Consider the following 17,183-nt stretch of genomic DNA (forward strand, 5'->3'; position numbering starts at 1 on the left):
GCGCAGCCTGGGCTGCGCCAAAAAATCGATGGGGTGAGCGGCCTCAGGCCAGGCTCACCAGTTTCAAATCCGTGCTGCCGAACTCATCGCTCAGGGGGCTTCCCCCTTCGGCAAACCAGGCGAGCTGCTTGCGCAGGGCCACCACCTCGCCGATGACGATGAGAGACGGGCTCTGGGCTTGGCTCGCCAGGGTCGCCAGCTCATCCAGGGTGCCGGTCAGCACCCGCTGACTGGCCTGGGTGCCCCGCTCTATGATGGCCAGCGGGGTAGTGCCGCTGCGGCCATGGCTCACCAGCTGCTGTTGTATGTGCTCGGAGCGCATCAGCCCCATGTAGATGACCAGGGTCTGGTTGGTGGCGGCGAGCTGCTGCCAATCCGGCTCCTTGCCCTCGCTCTGGCAGTGGCCGGTGATGAAGACGGCGCTCTGGGCATGGTCACGATGGGTGAGTGGAATGCCTGCATAGGCAGTGGCACCGGCGGCGGCCGTGATGCCGGGCACCACGGAGAAGGGGATGCCTTCCGCAGCCAGCACTTCCAGCTCCTCGCCACCGCGGCCGAACATGAAGGGATCGCCCCCCTTGAGGCGTACCACCCGGTTGCCTGCCTTGGCGTATTCCACCAGCAGGCGATTGGTCTCTTCCTGCGGCACGCTGTGGGCGCCCGCCTTCTTGCCGACCGACACCAGGGTGGCGTCACGGCGCACCAGCTCCAGGATCTCGGGGGAGACCAGCTGGTCATAGAGCACCACTTCCGCCTGCTGGATCTGTTGCAGGGCCTTGAGGGTCAGCAGGCCCGGATCGCCGGGACCGGCACCGACCAGTACGACTTCGCCCAGCTCGCTCTGCGCCTTGTCCAGCCCCTCGTTCAGCCAGTGTTCTGCCCCCTGCCAGTCCTGCTTCTCCACCAGGCTGCCGAGGGTATTGGAGGCAAAGGCCCGCTCCCAGAAGCGGCGACGATCAGAGATAGACACCAACACCCGCTTGGCCTTGCTGCGCACCCGGCCGGAGAGTTCGGCCAGGCCGCCGAGATGGCGGGGCAGCAGGCTCTCGAGCCGCTCGCGCAGCAGGCGCACCAGCACCGGCGCCTTGCCGCCGCTGGAGACGGCCACCACGATGGGGCTGCGATCGATGATGGAGGGGAAGATGAAGCTGGAACGCTCGGGGTCATCCACCAGGTTGACGAAGAGCCCGCGCTGGTTGGCGCTCTGATAGACCAGGGCGTTGACCTCGGCATCATCGGTGGCGGCCACCACCAGTTGCTGGCCTGCCAGATGCTCGGGGCTGAAGCGCTCCGCCAGATGGGTGAAGCGGCCGTGGAATTCGTTGAAGGCGGCGTCGATGACCGGGGAGACCAGGGTCAGCCGGGCACCCGATGCCAGCAGCAGGCGCGCCTTGCGCAGGGCGACCTCGCCCCCGCCCACCAGCAGTACCGGGCGGCCTTCCAACTTGGCAAACATAGGTAAATAATCCATCTCGGCCCATTCCTCGGCATACGTCGACAACTGGGGCGACTATAGGCAGGCTGCTTATTCCTTCAAAATAATAAAAAATGCTCTTTAATGCGTTTTAGTAATTAGTAAACCTGCACAATGGCAAAGGCGAGTGAATGTCCTTGTGGTGCTGCGCACCAGACTCTAGGCTAGTGAAAGTGTTTCATAAGGAGCTTAATAATGAATGAGTCATTGATTGTATTGGGGATCTTTGTGTTCCTGGTGCTCGCGACCCTGAGCGCCGGCATCAAGATAGTGCCCCAGGGCTTTAACTGGACGGTGGAGCGCTTCGGCCGCTATACCCGCACCCTTTCCCCCGGCCTCAACCTGCTCATTCCCTACGTGGACAGGGTCGGCCACAAGATCATCATGATGGAGCAGGTGCTGGACATCCCGGCCCAGGAGGTGATCTCCCGGGACAACGCCAACGTCACCATCGACGCCATCAGCTTCGTGCAGGTGGTGGATGCGCGTAAAGCGGGCTACGAGGTCAACGATCTCACCAGCGCCATCCGCAACCTGACCATGACCAATATGCGGACCGTGCTCGGCGCCATGGAGCTCGACGAGATGCTCTCCCAGCGCGACACCATCAACGAGAAGCTGCTGCGCACCATGGACGCCGCCACCGCCCCCTGGGGCATCAAGGTGACCCGGATCGAGATCAAGGATGTACGCCCGCCGATGGCGCTGATCGACGCCATGAACGCCCAGATGAAAGCCGAGCGCCAGAAACGGGCCGAAGTGCTGGAAGCCGAAGGGGTGCGTCAGTCACGGATCCTCAAGGCCGAAGGGGAGAAACAGTCCCAGATCCTCAAGGCCGAGGGTGAGCGTCAGGCCGCCTTCCTCGCCGCCGAGGCGCGGGAGCGGGCCGCCGAGGCGGAAGCCAAGGCGACCCATATGGTCTCAAGAGCTATCGCTGAAGGGGATATGCAGGCCATCAACTACTTCGTCGCCCAGAAATACACCGAGGCTCTCGCCCGCATCGGCGAAGGCCCGAACAGCAAGATCGTCATGATGCCGCTGGAGGCGGGCAGCCTGATAGGCTCGGTCGCCGGCATGGCCGAGCTGTTCAACAAGGCTGGCAAGCAACCATGAGCGCCCTGCTGGAGGGGCTGACCCACTGGCACTGGTTGGGGCTGGGCTTCGCCCTGCTGGCCATCGAGGTGATGGGGTCTGTGGGCTTTTTGCTCTGGACCGGCATTGCCGCCCTGGAAGTGGGCATACTGCTGCTGCTCTGGCCCTTCGGCTGGCAGGTACAACTGCTGCTGTTTGCGGTGCAGTCCCTGCTGACCACCTGGGCCTGGTGGCGCTGGCAGCACAGGCGGGATCGCTCACTGCAGGATGCCGCCGCCCCCATCAACGAGCGGATGCAGAGCTATCTGGGGCGGGAGCTCACCTTGCTCGACGAGGTGAGCCAGGGCATGAGTCGGGTCCATCTGGACGACACCGTCTGGACGGTGCGCTGTGCCCAGCCCTTGCCGGCAGGCAGCCGGGTCAGGGTCATCGGTGCCGACTCCCATATCCTGCTGGTGGAGCCGCTGGCCTGAGTCGATTCAGCGGGCTGATGCAGGCAACCTGCCACCTTTCAAAACACGGCCATAAAAAAACGGGCCCCCCCCAAGCGTCGGGCCCGTTTTCAGATGAGGTGCAGGCTTAGTTGGCCTTGGCATCGCTCACTGCAGCGTCGACCTTGGTGGCCACGTCTTCGGCAGCTTTCTCTACGGTAGCAGAGGCTTCAGAAGCAGCCTTCTCTACGGTGGCAGAAGCGTCGGAAGCAGCCTTCTCAACGGTTGCAGCAACGTCGGCGGCCGGAGTAGCGGCCGGAGCGGCGGCTTCTTCTTTCTGACCACAAGCGGTCAACATCAGACCCAGGATACCGGCTACCAGTACTTTGTTCATGTACATATCCTCAAATAAAGATGGAGAGACGGCCGTCAGGGCCATCACTGTGCCCCTTGTCCCCGTGAAAAAACCATCAGAACGGGAGCCAAGAGACACGCGAAATATAACGCCATACACAGCCGATGAAAACGCGTATCACAATGATATTTTCTCGTGGGCTGGATAAAAATAACTACTATAGCGGCAAAAATTAATATAAAAGCCAATTAAAAACGCAACTTGGCACAATAATCATCCAAAAAATGGCCAACCCACAGTGGTTGGCCGCTATTGAATACCATCGAATTCTGCGTGAAAGCCCGGGATCAGTCAGACAACTTCTGACAACTCAGCCGACGGCCCTGGCTGTCGCTCTCCCGGGCCAGATCCAGCAGCGCCATCACCGCCAGCGCCTCGTCGGCCGGCACCGGATTGCCTGCCTCGCCACGGATGGCCGCACAGACGCCGCTATAGTAGGTGCCGTAGTTGCCCGCCTCCCCCTTCACCGGCTCCTGCACGGGCAGCCCTTCCACCATGCGGCTGATCTGGCCCGGCGCGGGATCCACTCCCCAACCCGCCACTGGAGGACGCAGGCCCTCTTTGAGCTGCGGCTCCTGCACATCCATGCCGAACTTGATGAAGGAGCCGCGGCTGCCGTGGATGACGAAGCGGGGCATGTCGGCAGAGACCAGGCAGCTGCCGTGCAGGATCACCCGCAGCGGCCCGTAGCCCAGCACCACGTGGAAGTAGTCATCGCTCAGGGCACCGGGACGCTGCGCCGCCAGATCGGCCTGGATCCACTCTGGCTGGCCGAACAGCTGCAGCGCCTGGTCCAGGATGTGAGGACCGAGATCGAACCACAGGCCCGAGCCCGGGCCGCCCGCCTCCCGCCAGCGCTGGCGCACCTCGGGACGATAACGGTCGAAGTGCGACTCGAACTGGGCGATCTGTCCCAGGGCATCTTCGGCGAGCAGGCGGCGCACCGTGAGGAAGTCCCCGTCCCAGCGCCGGTTGTGGAAGATGCTGAGCAGCCGTTGCTGCTTCTGCGCCAGCTCCACCAGCGCCTTCGCCTCGGCGAGATCCAGCGCGAACGGCTTGTCGATCACCACGTGCTTGCCGGCCAGCAGGGCCTGACGGGCGATGGGGGCATGGGTATCGTTCGGGGTGGCGATGACCACCAGATCCACGCTCTCATCGGCCAGCACCTGCTCCAGCGTCCCCACCTGGCTGCCCGGCAGCTCGGCGTGCACCTTGGCAGCATCCCGGCTCACCACCCAGCGCAGGGTGAGGCCTGGCGTGGTCACCAGGAAGGGGGCATGAAAGGTTTGGCCTGCATAGCCATAGCCCACCAGGGCGGCATTGATTGTCTGGCTCATCCGCTGTTCTCCGCTGAAGTCATCCGTATAAAGGGGCACAGACGAGTGCGTCCCAAGAAGAAAGGGGCCCAAGGCCCCCTGATTGTGCCCATCAGAGCACAGGATTTATCGCCAGTACAGGGGCCTTATCCATCACGGATGCACGCCCCTGGCACTCAAGGCTGCAGGCAGAGACGGCGGCCGTGACGCGTCAGCAGCACCAGCAGGGGCGGCAACAGCAGCCACATGTGCAGCGCTAGCTGATTGAGGGGATCCGCCACCAGGGCACCGGTGATCCCCACCAGGGCGCCGGCGCCGCTCATCTGGAACAGACCGAGCAGGGCCGCCGCCGTGCCGGCGCAGTGGCCGAAGGGCGCCAGCGCCATGCCGGCAGCCGCCCCCAGCACCATGGCGAAGCCGATGCTGGAGAGGAACACGGGGCCCATCATGGCGAGCGGGTGCTCGATGTGCTGCACCAGGGTCAGGGCGATGGCCGAGAGCGAAATTACCAAGAGGCCAATGCGCAGGGTGCGCCTTGGGCCGACCCTGGCAATGAAGCGTGGGGCCAGGAAGCAGGCCAGGATATTCAGCGCCGCATTGGCGGTGAACCAGTAGCTGAAGCCGTTCATGTCCAGACCCAGCTTCACCATCAGTTGCACGGGGGCCGCAGTGACATAGGCCAGGATCACCGCCATCGACAGCATGCAGAGGCCGGCGTTGAACAGGAAGCTGGGGGAGCGCAGCACCGGGCTGTAGCGGGACCAGCTGATGAGCGGGCCGGCGCTGCTGGTCTCCTCCGGTCGGGTCTCCGGCATGCGCCACAGCAGCCAGCTGCCGACGATGACGGCATAGCCCGCCATGAACCAGAAGTTGGCCGACCAGCCCGCCTTGGCGGTGAGCCAGCCACCGAGCAAGGGAGCCAGGGCGGGGATGAAGCAGATGGCACCATTCAAGTAGGAGATCATCTGGCCGCTCTTCTTGGGACCATAGCTGTCACGCACCACGGAGAAGGCCGCCACCGAGGTGGCGCAGGCGCCGAAGCCTTGCAGCACCCGGGCCAGCATCAGCTCCCCCAGGCTGGCCGCGAAACCGGCGGCCAGGGCGCTCAGGCCGTAGAGCAGCACGCCGCCGAGCGCGATGGGTTTGCGACCGTAACGATCGGCGAGCGGCCCCACCAGCAACTGGCCCAGCCCCATGCTGAACAGGAACCAGGTAATGGTGCCCTGCATCAGGGTCACCTCGGCGCCGAGTTGCTCCGCCATCTGGGGGATGGCGGGCAGATAGATGTCGATGGCCAGCGGGCTGAACAACACCAGGAGTACGAGCAAAAGGATCAATGGCATCAGTTCACCTCAAGACCAGGGGATTGGATTGGTGCGCGAGTCTACTGACTCAGAGTAATGAATTGAAATGGCATTTAATCACTTTGGTTATTCCACTGGGGAAAGATGTATTTTTACCACAGCTCCGAGCAGCGCATCCCAGCCCCGGCCAGTTCCGACGGGAGCTAATCAGCGCTTTGCCTAAACGCCTGCCCCGCATAGAATGCGCAGATTAATTTTTGCGGAGGTGCGTGATGAGCAAGCTTGTCCTGGCAACAGGTAACCAGAAGAAGGTGAAGGAATTGGCCGCCATGCTGGCCGATATGAAGATCCAGGTGATCCCCCAGAGCGAGTTCGCCGTCACCGATGCCGAGGAGACCGGCACCACCTTCGTCGAAAATGCCATCATCAAGGCCCGTCACGCCGCCCGCATCACAGGTCTGCCCGCCGTCGCCGACGATTCCGGTCTGGAAGTGGACTTGCTGCACGGCCGCCCCGGTGTCTACTCCGCCCGCTTCGCAGGCCCGGGTGCCAGCGACAAGGAGAACATCGACAAGCTGCTGGCAGAGCTTCAGGGTGCCCCCGACTACCTCAAGAGCGCCCGCTTCTGGTGTGTGCTGGTCTACATGCGTCACGCCGACGACCCCACCCCCATCATCTGTCAGGCGAGCTGGGAGGGGATGATCCTGGACGAACCCCGCGGCCAGCACGGCTTTGGCTATGACCCCGTGTTCTTCGTGCCGGATCACGACTGTACCTCGGCCCAGATGCCGAGCGAGCTGAAAAACCAGCTCAGCCACCGGGGCCAGGCCCTGGCCAAGTTGAAGGCCGCCCTGGCCGCGGCCCACTGAGGCCACACCTGGCACCGGCATACGCCGCAGCGCGTTTCATCTACAATGGGGGCCATCGGCCCCCGTTTTGCTCATCGTTCCCAGCTTGTGCCACAACCATTGCCAGCGATGGCGGGGAACAGTAGAGTTGGCCCCCGTTTTGATCCCTGATTGCTGAACACTGGAATGCCCATGCTGCAACTGCCGCCTCTCTCCCTCTATATCCACGTGCCCTGGTGCGTCCAGAAGTGCCCCTACTGCGACTTCAACTCCCACGCCCAGAAGGGAGAGCTGCCCCACCTCGAGTACGTGGCCGCCTTGCTGGAGGATCTGGAGCAGGATCTGCACTGGGCCCAGGGACGACCGCTCTCCTCCATCTTTATCGGTGGCGGCACCCCCAGTTTGCTGAGCGTGGAGGCCATGCTGGCCCTGCTGGACGGGGTGCGGGCGCGCATCCCCCTGACTCCGGATTGCGAGATCACCATGGAGGCGAACCCGGGTACCGTCGAGGCGGACAAGTTCGCCGGCTTCCAGAAAGCGGGCATCAACCGCATCTCCATCGGGGTGCAGAGCTTCCAGCAGGAGAAATTGACCCGACTCGGCCGCATCCACGGGCCAGAGGAGGCGCGCAAGGCCGCCGAGCTGGCTCACGCCATATCACTGCCCACCTTCAACCTGGATCTGATGCACGGCCTGCCGGATCAGAGCCTGGAAGATGCGCTCTATGACCTGCAGCAGGCCATCGACTGCGCGCCGCCGCATCTGTCCTGGTATCAGCTCACCATAGAGCCGAACACCGCATTCGCCTCCAAACCCCCCACCCTGCCGGAAGATGACACCCTGTGGGACATCTACGAGCAGGGCCACGCCATGCTCACCGCCCAGGGATACCAGCAGTACGAGATCTCGGCCTACGCCAAGGCGGGCTATCAGTGCCGTCACAACCTCAATTACTGGCGCTTTGGCGACTATCTCGGCATCGGCTGTGGCGCCCACGGCAAGGTGACGGATCTTGCCAGCCAGCAGATCCTGCGCACCGCCAAGGTGAAGCACCCCAAAGGCTATCTGGATCCCGCCCGCGCCTATCTGGACAGCCAGTGGACGGTGACCGAGGACGATCTGCCCCTCGAGTACTTCATGAACCGGTTCCGGCTGTTCGAGCCGGCCCCCAAGGCGGAATTCGAGGCCTATACCGGCCTGGCGCTGGAGCGGGTGGAGACCATGCTCGCCATCGCCCAGACCAAGGAGCTCATCCTGGATCTCGGCGACAGCTGGCAGCTGACCTCCCTCGGTCATCGCTATCTCAACGTCTTGCTCGAACTTTTCATGGACGAGTGAGAAGGCGTTCACACATCTTGCAGCAAAGCAGTGAGCAAACGGCCGCTTTCGCAACAACAATCAGGGCGCCATGGGCGCCCTGATTGTTTTGAGATGAAGGGGTGGAAACCCGCTCAGCAGCAGACGCATTGCATCCGCTGTTGGCCGGGCTCCCACCGCTTGCCGTGCTTGGCCTTGCGCTGATAGCTGCCCTTGCCTTTCTTGCTCGCCTCGACCCGCGCCTGGAACAGGGGGGAAGTCACCAGGGCTTTCAGATGATTGTCCTGAATGATGCCACGCTGATGATCGTGGGCCTGGTCGATGATATCGACCCGTCTCTTCTTGGCCATATAGACTCCTGCCTTGGTCATTGAATATGGCGATAAAATCGCCACATGTGATAAAAACGCGCCGATTGTGCGCCTGTTCGGCTCCCGCCGCAAGGGGTGGGGGCCGGGTTTATGAGTGCTCGTGATCATGGTGCTCGTGGCGGGATGGTACCCCCGATTCCAGGGTCTCCAGGATGGCGCAGTGCTCTGCCGAGCGCGGTCCGCCACAGCAGATGTTGGAGAGCTGTTTCAGGTTCTCGCGAAAGCGGGTCAACTCGAGGATCTTCTGCTCCACCTGGGTGAGCTTGGCATCGGCCACCGCCTTGACCTCCTGGCAGGTGACCCTGGCCTTGTTGGTATCCAGATCCAGCAGCTCGCCGATGTCCGCCAGGGAAAACCCCACCGACTTGGCGCGGATGATGAACTCCAGCCGTCGCCTGTCCTGCTCGCCATAGACACGATAGCCGGAATCGTTGCGCAGACCCGGCGAGAGCAACCCGTTCTTCTCGTAAAAGCGCAGGGTATCCGCCTTCACCCCGCACGCCTTGGCCAGTTCCCCGATGCGATACATCATCACTCTCCTGCTGGAATGGGTACTCAATATAAACCGGCTCTCACTATCACCCCTTTGCTCACCGATTACCAGCCAAAGGCAGGAAAGGGGCAGACAAGGGGAGGCCGACGTGGCTTTTCCTGCCAAAACACTGAAAAGACAAACGTTTCACAAAATTTGACCAGAAAACGTTTAACACCGCGCCAGACAAGGGTTTGTGATTGTAAAAAATCCACCACGGCTCACATTTTTTGTGTAGAATACGCGCCCACAAGAGAGCGTCGCATCAAACGGGCATTTCCTAAAATGCTGTTGCCGGCCCCGGCCTGGCGAGAGTGGTTTGTGAAATCCCCCACTTCCATTTATTTGGGGACTCTCTGTGCTGAGCCTCGCCTCTCATGGACCTGTCCCCGTTATGCTGAGGACGATAGTGTGATGGAACAAGCTCGACCCATTCGCCGTGCACTGCTGAGTGTGTCTGACAAGACTGGCATCCTGGAATTTGCCAAGGCACTCAACGAACGTGGCGTCGCCCTGCTCTCCACGGGCGGCACCGCCAAGCTGCTTGCCGAAGCGGGTCTGCCGGTGACCGAGGTCTCCGATTACACCGGATTCCCCGAGATGATGGATGGACGCGTCAAGACCCTGCATCCCAAGGTACACGGCGGCATCCTCGGCCGTCGCGATCAGGATGACGCCATCATGGCCCAGCACGCTATCTCCCCCATCGACATGGTCGTCGTCAACCTCTACCCCTTCGCCGCCACCGTCGCCAAGCCGGGTTGCACCCTGGCCGATGCGGTCGAGAACATCGACATCGGCGGTCCGACCATGGTGCGCTCCGCCGCCAAGAACCACAAGGACGTCACCATCGTCGTCAAGGCCGCCGACTACGGCCGCGTCATCGCCGAGATGGATGCCAACGGCAACAGCCTTCGTCTTGCTACCCGTTTCGATCTGGCCATCGCCGCCTTCGAACACACCGCCGCCTATGACGGCATGATTGCCAACTACTTCGGTACCCTGGTGCCCTCCTACGGCGACAACAAGGAAGGCGACGAAGAGTCCCGCTTCCCGCGCACCTTCAACAGCCAGTTCATCAAGAAGCAGGACATGCGCTACGGCGAGAACAGCCATCAGGCCGCCGCCTTCTACGCCGAGGAGCAGGCGGCCCCAGGCTCTGTCGCAAGCGCCATCCAGTTGCAGGGCAAGGCCCTCTCCTACAACAACATCGCCGACACCGACGCGGCGCTCGAATGCGTGAAAGAGTTCGATGAGCCCGCCTGCGTCATCGTCAAGCACGCCAACCCCTGCGGTGTGGCCATCGGCAGCGACCTGCTCGGCGCCTACGAGCGCGCCTGGCAGACCGACCCCACCTCGGCGTTTGGCGGCATCATCGCCTTCAACCGCGAACTGGATGGCGCCACCGCCAAGGCCATCGTGGATCGCCAGTTCGTCGAAGTGATCATCGCCCCCAGCGTCAGCAAAGAGGCTCGCGAGGCCGTGGCCGCCAAGCAGAACGTGCGTCTGCTCGAATGCGGTCAGTGGACGGCGCCGGCGCAAGGTTTTGACCTCAAGCGCGTCAACGGCGGTCTGCTGGTGCAGGAGCGGGATCTGGGCATGGTTTCCCTCGGGGATCTCACCGTGGTCAGCAAGCGCCAGCCCACCGAGGCGGAATTGAAGGACCTGCTGTTCTGCTGGAAGGTCGCCAAGTTCGTCAAGTCCAACGCCATCGTCTACGCCAAGGCGGGCCAGACCATCGGCGTGGGCGCCGGTCAGATGAGCCGGGTCTACTCCGCCAAGATTGCCGGCATCAAGGCCGAGGATGAAGGGTTGGTGGTGGCGGGCTCCGTCATGGCCTCCGACGCCTTCTTCCCGTTCCGCGACGGCATCGACGCCGCCGCTGCCGCCGGCATCGCCTGCGTCATCCAGCCGGGTGGCTCCATGCGGGACCAGGAAGTGATCGACGCCGCCGACGAGCACGGCATGTGCATGGTGTTCACCAACATGCGCCACTTCCGTCACTGATACCTGGGGCCGCGCCGTGCGGCCCTTCCTTCAACGGACTCTTTTCAACCGGCCGCCCTCACAGGCGCGGCCGGTCAGCACGAACAGCAGCGAGGAACAGGATGAAAGTACTGATCATCGGCAACGGCGGCCGTGAACACGCCCTGGCTTGGAAGGCCAAGCAATCCCCCCTGGTGACCCGGGTGTTCGTCGCCCCCGGCAATGCGGGCACGGCCCATGAAGGCAGCATCGAAAACGTGGCCATAGCCGCTACCGACGTGCCTGCCCTGCTGGCGTTTGCCAAGGAGCAGCACATCGGCCTCACCATCGTCGGTCCCGAAGCGCCGCTGGTGAAAGGGGTGGTGGATGCCTTCCGCGCCGAGGGGCTGGCCATCTTCGGCCCGACCGCCGCCGCCGCCCAGCTGGAGGGCTCCAAGGCCTTCGCCAAAGACTTCCTGGCCCGTCACGCCATCCCCACCGCCGAGTACCAGAACTTCACCGAGGTGGAACCGGCGCTCGCCTACCTGCGCGAGAAAGGCGCCCCCATCGTCATCAAGGCCGATGGCCTGGCCGCCGGCAAGGGAGTCATCGTCGCCATGACCCTGGCAGAGGCCGAGGAAGCGGTGCGGGACATGCTCTCCGGCAACGCCTTCGGTGACGCTGGCGCCCGGGTGGTGATCGAGGAGTTCCTCAGCGGCGAAGAGGCGAGCTTCATCGTCATGGTGGATGGCGAGCACGTGTTGCCCATGGCCACCAGCCAGGACCACAAGCGGGTCGGCGATGGCGATACCGGCCTCAACACCGGCGGCATGGGCGCCTACTCTCCCGCCCCCGTGGTGACCGATGCGGTACACCAGAAGGTGATGGAACAGGTGATCATGCCCACCGTGCGTGGCATGGCCGCCGAAGGCAACGTCTACACCGGCTTCCTCTACGCCGGTCTGATGATCGACGAGCAGGGCAACCCCAAGGTCATCGAGTTCAACTGCCGCTTCGGCGACCCCGAGACCCAGCCCATCATGCTGCGCATGCGCTCCGATCTGGTGGAGCTGTGCCTGGCGGCCTGCGCCGGCAAGCTGGATCAGAAAGAGGCCATCTACGATCCCCGTGTCGCCATCGGCATCGTGCTGGCGGCCGGCGGCTACCCCGGTGACTACCAGCAGGGCAAGGCCATCAGCGGTCTGCCGGTGGAAGAGGCGAGCGGCGAGAAGGTGTTCCACGCAGGCTCCCGCCTGGTGGGAGATACCGTGGTCACCGCCGGTGGCCGGGTGCTGTGTGCCACCGCCCTCGGTCACACCGTCGCCGAGGCACAGAAGCGCGCCTACCAGCTGGCTGGCCGCATCCAGTGGGACGGGGTCTTCTATCGCAATGACATCGGCTGGCGCGCCATCGAGCGGGAACAGGCCCGCTAAGTCGGGCTCGTCACAGCCAATTTATCATCAGGGCCTGCGGGCCCTTTTTGCTGTTCATTCCCCGGGGATCCCGACCCTCCTCCCGCAGCACATCCTCACTGATTGGCTACATCTCGTCAGCACAATGGGCACATTTTGTCACAATTGGTCGCACTTTATTCATACAAGTGCCCCTTGAACGTGGCATCATGCTGTATGATAACGCACTCAAATGAGTGCCATAAGAACCCACAATGTCGTCGTTTCATAAGGAAATCCCATGTTGCAAACCGTGCGCCCCTTGCTGTTGCCCCTGATGTTCGGCCTGCTGACTCTGCCCGCCCTGGCCGGTGAGCTGGAGCAACCCATGAAGAAGATCGGCTTCAACTACAAACAGGCCCTCAAGGCCGATGATGCCGCCACCATGGAGAAGCACATCAAGGAGATGAAGGCCCAGCTCGACATCGCCAAAGAGAGGAAGATGCCGGAAGCCAAGAAGGCCAAGTTCCTGGAAGGCATGAACGAGGTGCAAGGTGAGCTGGACGCCAGCCTGGCGGCCCTGCAGGCCGGCGATCAGGAGAAGGCCCGCGCTCACCTCGCCAAGGTCAATGACCTGAAGAAGGAGTATCACACCTATGCCAAGCAGAAAGGCTGAACCCTTTCGCTGGGATAAGCTGGTCCGCCTCACCCACTGGGGTGTGGCGGCCGCCTGCGTCGCCAACCTCTGGTTCAACGAGGCGGGGGAAACCTGGCACGAGCGGCTCGGTTACCTGGCCATCATTCTGATCAGCGTCCGTCTCGGCTGGGGACTCTCCTTCGCCAGGGGTCACGCCCGCCTGAGCGCCCTCATCCCGAGGCGGGGTGAATTCGACCAGCAGGCCCGGGCCCTGCAAACCCGCGCGCCCGCCGCCCCCGGCCACCACGGCAGCGGCAAGCTGGCGGTCTGGGCACTCTGGCTCATCATCCTCGCCACCGCAGGCACCGGCTGGTTCCAGAATACCGAGATGGGCTTCGAGCTCGGCGCCGACGACTGGCACGAGTGGTGCACCTGGGCACTGCAGGCCATGATAGCCCTGCACCTGTGCGCCATCGTCCTCACCTCCTGGCGCCAGCGCAGCAACCTGGTGGCCCGCATGTTGCCCCACGGAACGCTTCGCAAGAGTGAATAAGATCATTTCATCTTCTTGAGATCAGAAAGCCACCAAACTCGGGTGGCTTTCTCATTGCTGCCCCGCTACCACGGGACCCTCCGATATCGGTGCCAAACCAGAACCACACCCCCTCTTGGTGCGAGCGCTATCTCTTCCCTGGATGACGTCTGACCGCCCTTCCCAGTCACATGACCCTAGACCGGTTCATGACGGACATCAGCGGCGCCTTGCCATGTAGCCATCTGGAGAGGCATGTCATCCATGACAGAAATGTAATTTTACTGGTGGCGTTATCCGGTGTTAAGGTTCACCGGGTGTTTGTCGGCGAGTTCACTGTCGGTATTGACAGCAAGAGCCTGCATTTTTTCACTGTGAATGTTTCATGGCTCAGCACAGACCATGACGTTCAAAATACATATCATGTATGACCGACTAGAAAAGTAATTCATGCCATGGTGTTTCATTCTTTTATTTCTTTCAAACAGGGTTGCAGACGACCGCTTATGGCACCATCAAGGCCGATGTATATTCTCATCGGAAACCAAGAGACAGCTCACGGCAACCTGGATACCAGGGTGACTGGTATCGACTCAGGCGGGAAAATTTCCATCCAATATACGATGGCGTAGAGTAGCAATGGATGGCATTGCCGATAACCTTGCCTTGCCGAGGGGGACATGATGAATATTCTGGTTGTCGAAGACGAGCCCAAAATTGGTGAGTATTTGAAGAAAGGTCTCATGGAGTCAGGCTATGTCGTGACGCTGGCGACCGATGGCATGGATGGCCAGTTTTATGCACTGAACCATGAATTTAATCTGATCATATTGGACATCATGCTGCCGGGGATGAATGGCTGGCAACTTCTTGAGGAAATAAGGCAGGTCAACAATCAGGTCCCCGTCATGTTTCTGACGGCAAAAGATGGCGTGGGGGATCGCGTAAAAGGATTGGAATCCGGTGCTGATGATTACCTTGCAAAGCCATTTTCATTCGCTGAATTACTGGCAAGAATAAAAAACCTGTTACGAAGAACCAAAGACAATCATATCGAAGAGATAATTGTCATCGCAGACATGGCCATCAATATCAAATCGAGGGTCGTCAGCCGTGCAGGTAAAAAACTGTATCTGACACCCAAGGAGTATTTGCTATTGGAGTTGCTGGCACGTCGCCGTGGAGAAGTCTTGCCTCGCAGCCTGATTGCCTCTCAGGTGTGGGATATGAATTTCGATAGCGATACCAATGTCATTGACGTAGCGATCAGGCGACTGCGAGCCAAGGTTGATGATGACCATCATGTGAAGCTCATCCATACGATACGCGGGATGGGATATAAGATGGAAGGAAACGGTGATGAGGGATAATGCATCCATCATTCTACGCACCATGCTGCTGGTCTCTGTCGCGATCACGCTCAGCATGATGGCGTTGCTTTTTTTGGTAGAGAGGTCGCTCAAAAACCATTTCATGGAGCTTGATGAGGATATCGTCAGCAACAAGGCATCCATCATCCTCTCTCTTTCCAAGCAGAAAGATGCCCTGTCAAAGATAATGGCCTGGGATGCAGCCAATTCTGATGAGGGATTTTATATAAAACTATTGGATGATGAGCGTCTTGTATATAAAAGCAGTCGTAGCCGACTCTCCCCCGGGAACAATGCCGGCACATTTATGTCCATATCAGAAACTGAGCCCCCGTCCAGCCATAACTATATCGTCAAGACAATCCATGTAGATATCGACAAGCAACGTTACTCCGTCATGATTTATCTCGATGCCAGTGTCCACTCTCATTTTCTTGCTGACTTCAGAGTCCAGTTATTGATCATTTTCTGCGGGGCATGGCTCATTATCATATTGTCGACTTACCTGGGCATAAAGAAAGGACATAAACCCATTTATTCATTGAGCAAGCATATGTCAACCATCCAGGCCGAAAAACTGGAGGCGACGCTGGCAATCGATAAATACCCCGGCGAACTGAGGGAACTGGTCGAGTCATTCAACGGCATGTTGACCAAGTTGAATGGCAGCTTCAGCAAGTTGTCGGATTTCTCCAACGATGTGGCCCATGAACTGCGGACCCCCTTGACCAATATCATCATGCAGGCACAGGTTGGCTTGAGCCAGGAGCGCAGCATTCCAGAGTATCAGGAACTGATGTACTCGATATTGGAGGAGCTTGAGCAACTGGCCAAAATGGTAGGTGACATGCTTTGGCTAGCCCGAACTGACAACGGACTCATTTCGGCGGATAAAGAGCCATTGAGCCTGACGAGCGAGCTTTCATCCTTATTGGACTTTTTCACCTACCTGGCGGAGGAGAAATCATTGACGTTTGAGCTCATTAACAATGAAGACCACGTCATGGCGGATAAAATCATGTTTCGCAGAGCGATATCCAATGTCATCTCCAACGCCATCCGATATTCGGATCATGGCTCCCCCATCGGCATATCACTCTCCCGCGGCTCATCCCACGGCACCCTTGTTTCAGTCACAAACAAATGTACGGGTATATCGGGTGAGCCTATATCCAGGATGTTCGATCGCTTGTATCGTGGGGATATATCACGCTCGGGTAGCAGTGATGGTGTTGGCCTGGGCCTTTCCATCGTCAAGTCGATAATCGAGGTTCATGGTGGAAAAGTGTGGAATGAGGTGGATGGTGAACACATCACATTCCATTTGCTATTCCCGGCGCGATGAATGGACTGGTTGTATTTTCATGGGCACTAAACATCTCATCCACTCGACTCTGTATATTTTGATGGCGATATAAAAGATCGGATAATTCACATGAAAGAAGATTGACCTGACAGTTTGGGGTCTGAATAAAAATGTCTGCCAGGTCAATTCCACTTAGAACATGGATAAACACTCATCCGTATTTCAGAGTGGAGTGATGACCGGCATCATTGAACAACGATCTCACCAACCATACCCGCTTCCATATGCCCCGGGATCAAGCAGGCAAATGACACAGTCCCGGCTTGATCAAATTTCCAGACCATATCGCTCTCCTTGCCTGGCGCAAGGGAGATCATATTGGGCATATCGTGCTCCATCTCCATTCCTTGTTGCTGCATCATGCCGGCATGTGCCTTCAACTCTGCAGGACTGCCCAGTACAAGTTCATGGGCAACCTTGCCGTCATTCTTTATTGAGAATCGCACCGTTTCACCCTGTTTGACGGCGATAACGTCGGGTGTGAACCGCATGGTATCATTCATGGCAATATTCAGGGTGCGAGAGACATCCCCCGCCATGCCCGGAGAGCCTACCGCAACATGCTCCGATTGGGCGTTTTCCCCTTGATGGGCGTGCACCTGATGGTCTTTCTCTGATGCCGTTGCACCCCATGTCATCAACATAAAAACAGTCGCAATCATCTTTACTGCCATGTGCATTCCTCTTGCAAAATCAATAATAAGTATCGGGTGAAAAATATAACCAGAAATAATACGAATGAGCATCATCGCAACATATAGCATGATGCTCATCATCTCTTTCTATATTGCTCGGCAATGGTCTTTACCTGATGGCAAGCAA

18 protein-coding genes are annotated in these 17,183 nt (G+C 59.9%); 11 read left to right on the forward strand and 7 right to left on the reverse strand.

Annotated features, from left to right (window positions below; all coding sequences use genetic code 11):
* Positions 1 to 43 precede the first annotated feature (43 nt).
* Entirely contained in the window at positions 44 to 1,471 is a 1,428-nt protein-coding gene (gene cysG / locus ACW5W7_RS16065; RefSeq protein ID WP_456502353.1) for a siroheme synthase CysG, read from the reverse strand.
* Between the two features lie 198 nt (positions 1,472 to 1,669).
* On the opposite strand from cysG, the gene ACW5W7_RS16070 reads away from it, so the two are divergent.
* Both ACW5W7_RS16070 and ACW5W7_RS16075 read left to right on the forward strand, forming a co-directional pair.
* A complete protein-coding gene (locus ACW5W7_RS16070) occupies positions 1,670 to 2,587 on the forward strand; it encodes an SPFH domain-containing protein (protein ID WP_456502354.1) in 918 nt (305 codons plus the stop codon).
* Positions 2,584 to 3,039 (forward strand): NfeD family protein, encoded by a 456-nt coding sequence (locus tag ACW5W7_RS16075; RefSeq protein ID WP_456502355.1) that lies wholly within the window; start codon positions 2,584 to 2,586, stop codon positions 3,037 to 3,039. Before ACW5W7_RS16070 ends, ACW5W7_RS16075 begins: the two co-directional genes overlap by 4 nt.
* Positions 3,040 to 3,145: 106 nt before the next feature.
* On the opposite strand, the gene ACW5W7_RS16080 is transcribed toward ACW5W7_RS16075, so the two are convergent.
* From ACW5W7_RS16080 to ACW5W7_RS16090, 3 genes are all read right to left on the reverse strand, one after another.
* On the reverse strand, positions 3,146 to 3,391 hold the full coding sequence (locus ACW5W7_RS16080) for a hypothetical protein (protein WP_050719122.1): 246 nt from the start codon (positions 3,389 to 3,391) through the stop codon (positions 3,146 to 3,148).
* A gap of 308 nt (positions 3,392 to 3,699) precedes the next feature.
* Positions 3,700 to 4,749 carry an oxidoreductase gene (locus ACW5W7_RS16085; RefSeq protein WP_456502356.1) on the reverse strand — a complete coding sequence of 350 codons (1,050 nt, stop codon included), beginning with the start codon at positions 4,747 to 4,749 and terminating at the stop codon, positions 3,700 to 3,702.
* A 155-nt stretch (positions 4,750 to 4,904) separates the two neighbouring features.
* Positions 4,905 to 6,071, reverse strand: coding sequence for a multidrug effflux MFS transporter (locus ACW5W7_RS16090; protein ID WP_349921068.1), 1,167 nt, complete (start codon positions 6,069 to 6,071; stop codon positions 4,905 to 4,907).
* 233 nt (positions 6,072 to 6,304) lie between these two features.
* Between ACW5W7_RS16090 and ACW5W7_RS16095 the strand changes: the two genes are divergently transcribed.
* Both ACW5W7_RS16095 and hemW read left to right on the forward strand, forming a co-directional pair.
* A complete protein-coding gene (locus ACW5W7_RS16095) occupies positions 6,305 to 6,901 on the forward strand; it encodes an XTP/dITP diphosphatase (protein WP_349921067.1) in 597 nt (198 codons plus the stop codon).
* Between the two features lie 171 nt (positions 6,902 to 7,072).
* Complete coding sequence (gene hemW, locus ACW5W7_RS16100; RefSeq protein WP_434665734.1) at positions 7,073 to 8,218, forward strand: radical SAM family heme chaperone HemW; 1,146 nt, start codon at positions 7,073 to 7,075, stop codon at positions 8,216 to 8,218.
* 113 nt (positions 8,219 to 8,331) lie between these two features.
* Here hemW and ACW5W7_RS16105 read toward each other — a convergent pair whose 3' ends face one another.
* Together ACW5W7_RS16105 and zntR are read right to left on the reverse strand one after the other, a co-directional pair.
* Positions 8,332 to 8,547: an alternative ribosome-rescue factor A gene (locus tag ACW5W7_RS16105; protein WP_456502357.1), complete on the reverse strand. Its 216-nt coding sequence runs from the start codon at positions 8,545 to 8,547 to the stop codon at positions 8,332 to 8,334.
* A 109-nt stretch (positions 8,548 to 8,656) separates the two neighbouring features.
* Positions 8,657 to 9,097 carry a Zn(2+)-responsive transcriptional regulator gene (gene zntR, locus ACW5W7_RS16110; RefSeq protein WP_349922366.1) on the reverse strand — a complete coding sequence of 147 codons (441 nt, stop codon included), beginning with the start codon at positions 9,095 to 9,097 and terminating at the stop codon, positions 8,657 to 8,659.
* A gap of 417 nt (positions 9,098 to 9,514) precedes the next feature.
* Here zntR and purH point away from each other — a divergent pair, with 417 nt between their 5' ends.
* From purH to ACW5W7_RS16145, 7 genes are all read left to right on the forward strand, one after another.
* Entirely contained in the window at positions 9,515 to 11,107 is a 1,593-nt protein-coding gene (gene purH / locus ACW5W7_RS16115; RefSeq protein ID WP_456502358.1) for a bifunctional phosphoribosylaminoimidazolecarboxamide formyltransferase/IMP cyclohydrolase, read from the forward strand.
* A gap of 101 nt (positions 11,108 to 11,208) precedes the next feature.
* Positions 11,209 to 12,498, forward strand: coding sequence for a phosphoribosylamine--glycine ligase (gene purD / locus ACW5W7_RS16120; RefSeq protein WP_456502359.1), 1,290 nt, complete (start codon positions 11,209 to 11,211; stop codon positions 12,496 to 12,498).
* 259 nt (positions 12,499 to 12,757) lie between these two features.
* Positions 12,758 to 13,132: a cytochrome b562 gene (locus ACW5W7_RS16125; RefSeq protein ID WP_349921062.1), complete on the forward strand. Its 375-nt coding sequence runs from the start codon at positions 12,758 to 12,760 to the stop codon at positions 13,130 to 13,132.
* On the forward strand, positions 13,113 to 13,646 hold the full coding sequence (locus ACW5W7_RS16130; protein WP_349921061.1) for a cytochrome b/b6 domain-containing protein: 534 nt from the start codon (positions 13,113 to 13,115) through the stop codon (positions 13,644 to 13,646). The genes ACW5W7_RS16125 and ACW5W7_RS16130 overlap by 20 nt, the downstream gene beginning before the upstream one ends.
* Positions 13,647 to 13,834: 188 nt before the next feature.
* Positions 13,835 to 14,056 (forward strand): hypothetical protein, encoded by a 222-nt coding sequence (locus ACW5W7_RS16135; protein ID WP_456502360.1) that lies wholly within the window; start codon positions 13,835 to 13,837, stop codon positions 14,054 to 14,056.
* 249 nt (positions 14,057 to 14,305) lie between these two features.
* On the forward strand, positions 14,306 to 14,995 hold the full coding sequence (locus tag ACW5W7_RS16140) for a heavy metal response regulator transcription factor (protein WP_434476173.1): 690 nt from the start codon (positions 14,306 to 14,308) through the stop codon (positions 14,993 to 14,995).
* Positions 14,985 to 16,340 (forward strand): heavy metal sensor histidine kinase, encoded by a 1,356-nt coding sequence (locus tag ACW5W7_RS16145; protein ID WP_456502361.1) that lies wholly within the window; start codon positions 14,985 to 14,987, stop codon positions 16,338 to 16,340. The genes ACW5W7_RS16140 and ACW5W7_RS16145 overlap by 11 nt, the downstream gene beginning before the upstream one ends.
* Before the next feature lie 206 nt (positions 16,341 to 16,546).
* On the opposite strand, the gene ACW5W7_RS16150 is transcribed toward ACW5W7_RS16145, so the two are convergent.
* Positions 16,547 to 17,137 (reverse strand): cupredoxin domain-containing protein, encoded by a 591-nt coding sequence (locus tag ACW5W7_RS16150; protein WP_456502362.1) that lies wholly within the window; start codon positions 17,135 to 17,137, stop codon positions 16,547 to 16,549.
* Positions 17,138 to 17,183 lie beyond the last annotated feature (46 nt).

It is taken from the genome of Aeromonas intestinalis, from assembly GCF_054052485.1.

Excerpts from the sequence above, each read along its gene's own strand:
- ACW5W7_RS16135 (WP_456502360.1), top strand. The coding sequence starts at position 13,835 with ATGACGGACATCAGCGGCGCCTTGCCATGTAGCCATCTGGAGAGGCAT.
- ACW5W7_RS16095 (WP_349921067.1), top strand. The coding sequence starts at position 6,305 with ATGAGCAAGCTTGTCCTGGCAACAGGTAACCAGAAGAAGGTGAAGGAA.
- ACW5W7_RS16090 (WP_349921068.1), bottom strand. The coding sequence starts at position 6,071 with ATGCCATTGATCCTTTTGCTCGTACTCCTGGTGTTGTTCAGCCCGCTG.
- cysG (WP_456502353.1), bottom strand. The coding sequence starts at position 1,471 with ATGGATTATTTACCTATGTTTGCCAAGTTGGAAGGCCGCCCGGTACTG.
- zntR (WP_349922366.1), bottom strand. The coding sequence starts at position 9,097 with ATGTATCGCATCGGGGAACTGGCCAAGGCGTGCGGGGTGAAGGCGGAT.
- hemW (WP_434665734.1), top strand. The coding sequence starts at position 7,073 with ATGCTGCAACTGCCGCCTCTCTCCCTCTATATCCACGTGCCCTGGTGC.
- ACW5W7_RS16085 (WP_456502356.1), bottom strand. The coding sequence starts at position 4,749 with ATGAGCCAGACAATCAATGCCGCCCTGGTGGGCTATGGCTATGCAGGC.
- ACW5W7_RS16080 (WP_050719122.1), bottom strand. The coding sequence starts at position 3,391 with ATGAACAAAGTACTGGTAGCCGGTATCCTGGGTCTGATGTTGACCGCT.
- ACW5W7_RS16145 (WP_456502361.1), top strand. The coding sequence starts at position 14,985 with ATGAGGGATAATGCATCCATCATTCTACGCACCATGCTGCTGGTCTCT.
- ACW5W7_RS16140 (WP_434476173.1), top strand. The coding sequence starts at position 14,306 with ATGATGAATATTCTGGTTGTCGAAGACGAGCCCAAAATTGGTGAGTAT.
- ACW5W7_RS16150 (WP_456502362.1), bottom strand. The coding sequence starts at position 17,137 with ATGATGAGCATCATGCTATATGTTGCGATGATGCTCATTCGTATTATT.
- purD (WP_456502359.1), top strand. The coding sequence starts at position 11,209 with ATGAAAGTACTGATCATCGGCAACGGCGGCCGTGAACACGCCCTGGCT.
- ACW5W7_RS16130 (WP_349921061.1), top strand. The coding sequence starts at position 13,113 with ATGCCAAGCAGAAAGGCTGAACCCTTTCGCTGGGATAAGCTGGTCCGC.
- ACW5W7_RS16070 (WP_456502354.1), top strand. The coding sequence starts at position 1,670 with ATGAATGAGTCATTGATTGTATTGGGGATCTTTGTGTTCCTGGTGCTC.
- ACW5W7_RS16125 (WP_349921062.1), top strand. The coding sequence starts at position 12,758 with ATGTTGCAAACCGTGCGCCCCTTGCTGTTGCCCCTGATGTTCGGCCTG.
- ACW5W7_RS16075 (WP_456502355.1), top strand. The coding sequence starts at position 2,584 with ATGAGCGCCCTGCTGGAGGGGCTGACCCACTGGCACTGGTTGGGGCTG.
- ACW5W7_RS16105 (WP_456502357.1), bottom strand. The coding sequence starts at position 8,547 with ATGGCCAAGAAGAGACGGGTCGATATCATCGACCAGGCCCACGATCAT.
- purH (WP_456502358.1), top strand. The coding sequence starts at position 9,515 with ATGGAACAAGCTCGACCCATTCGCCGTGCACTGCTGAGTGTGTCTGAC.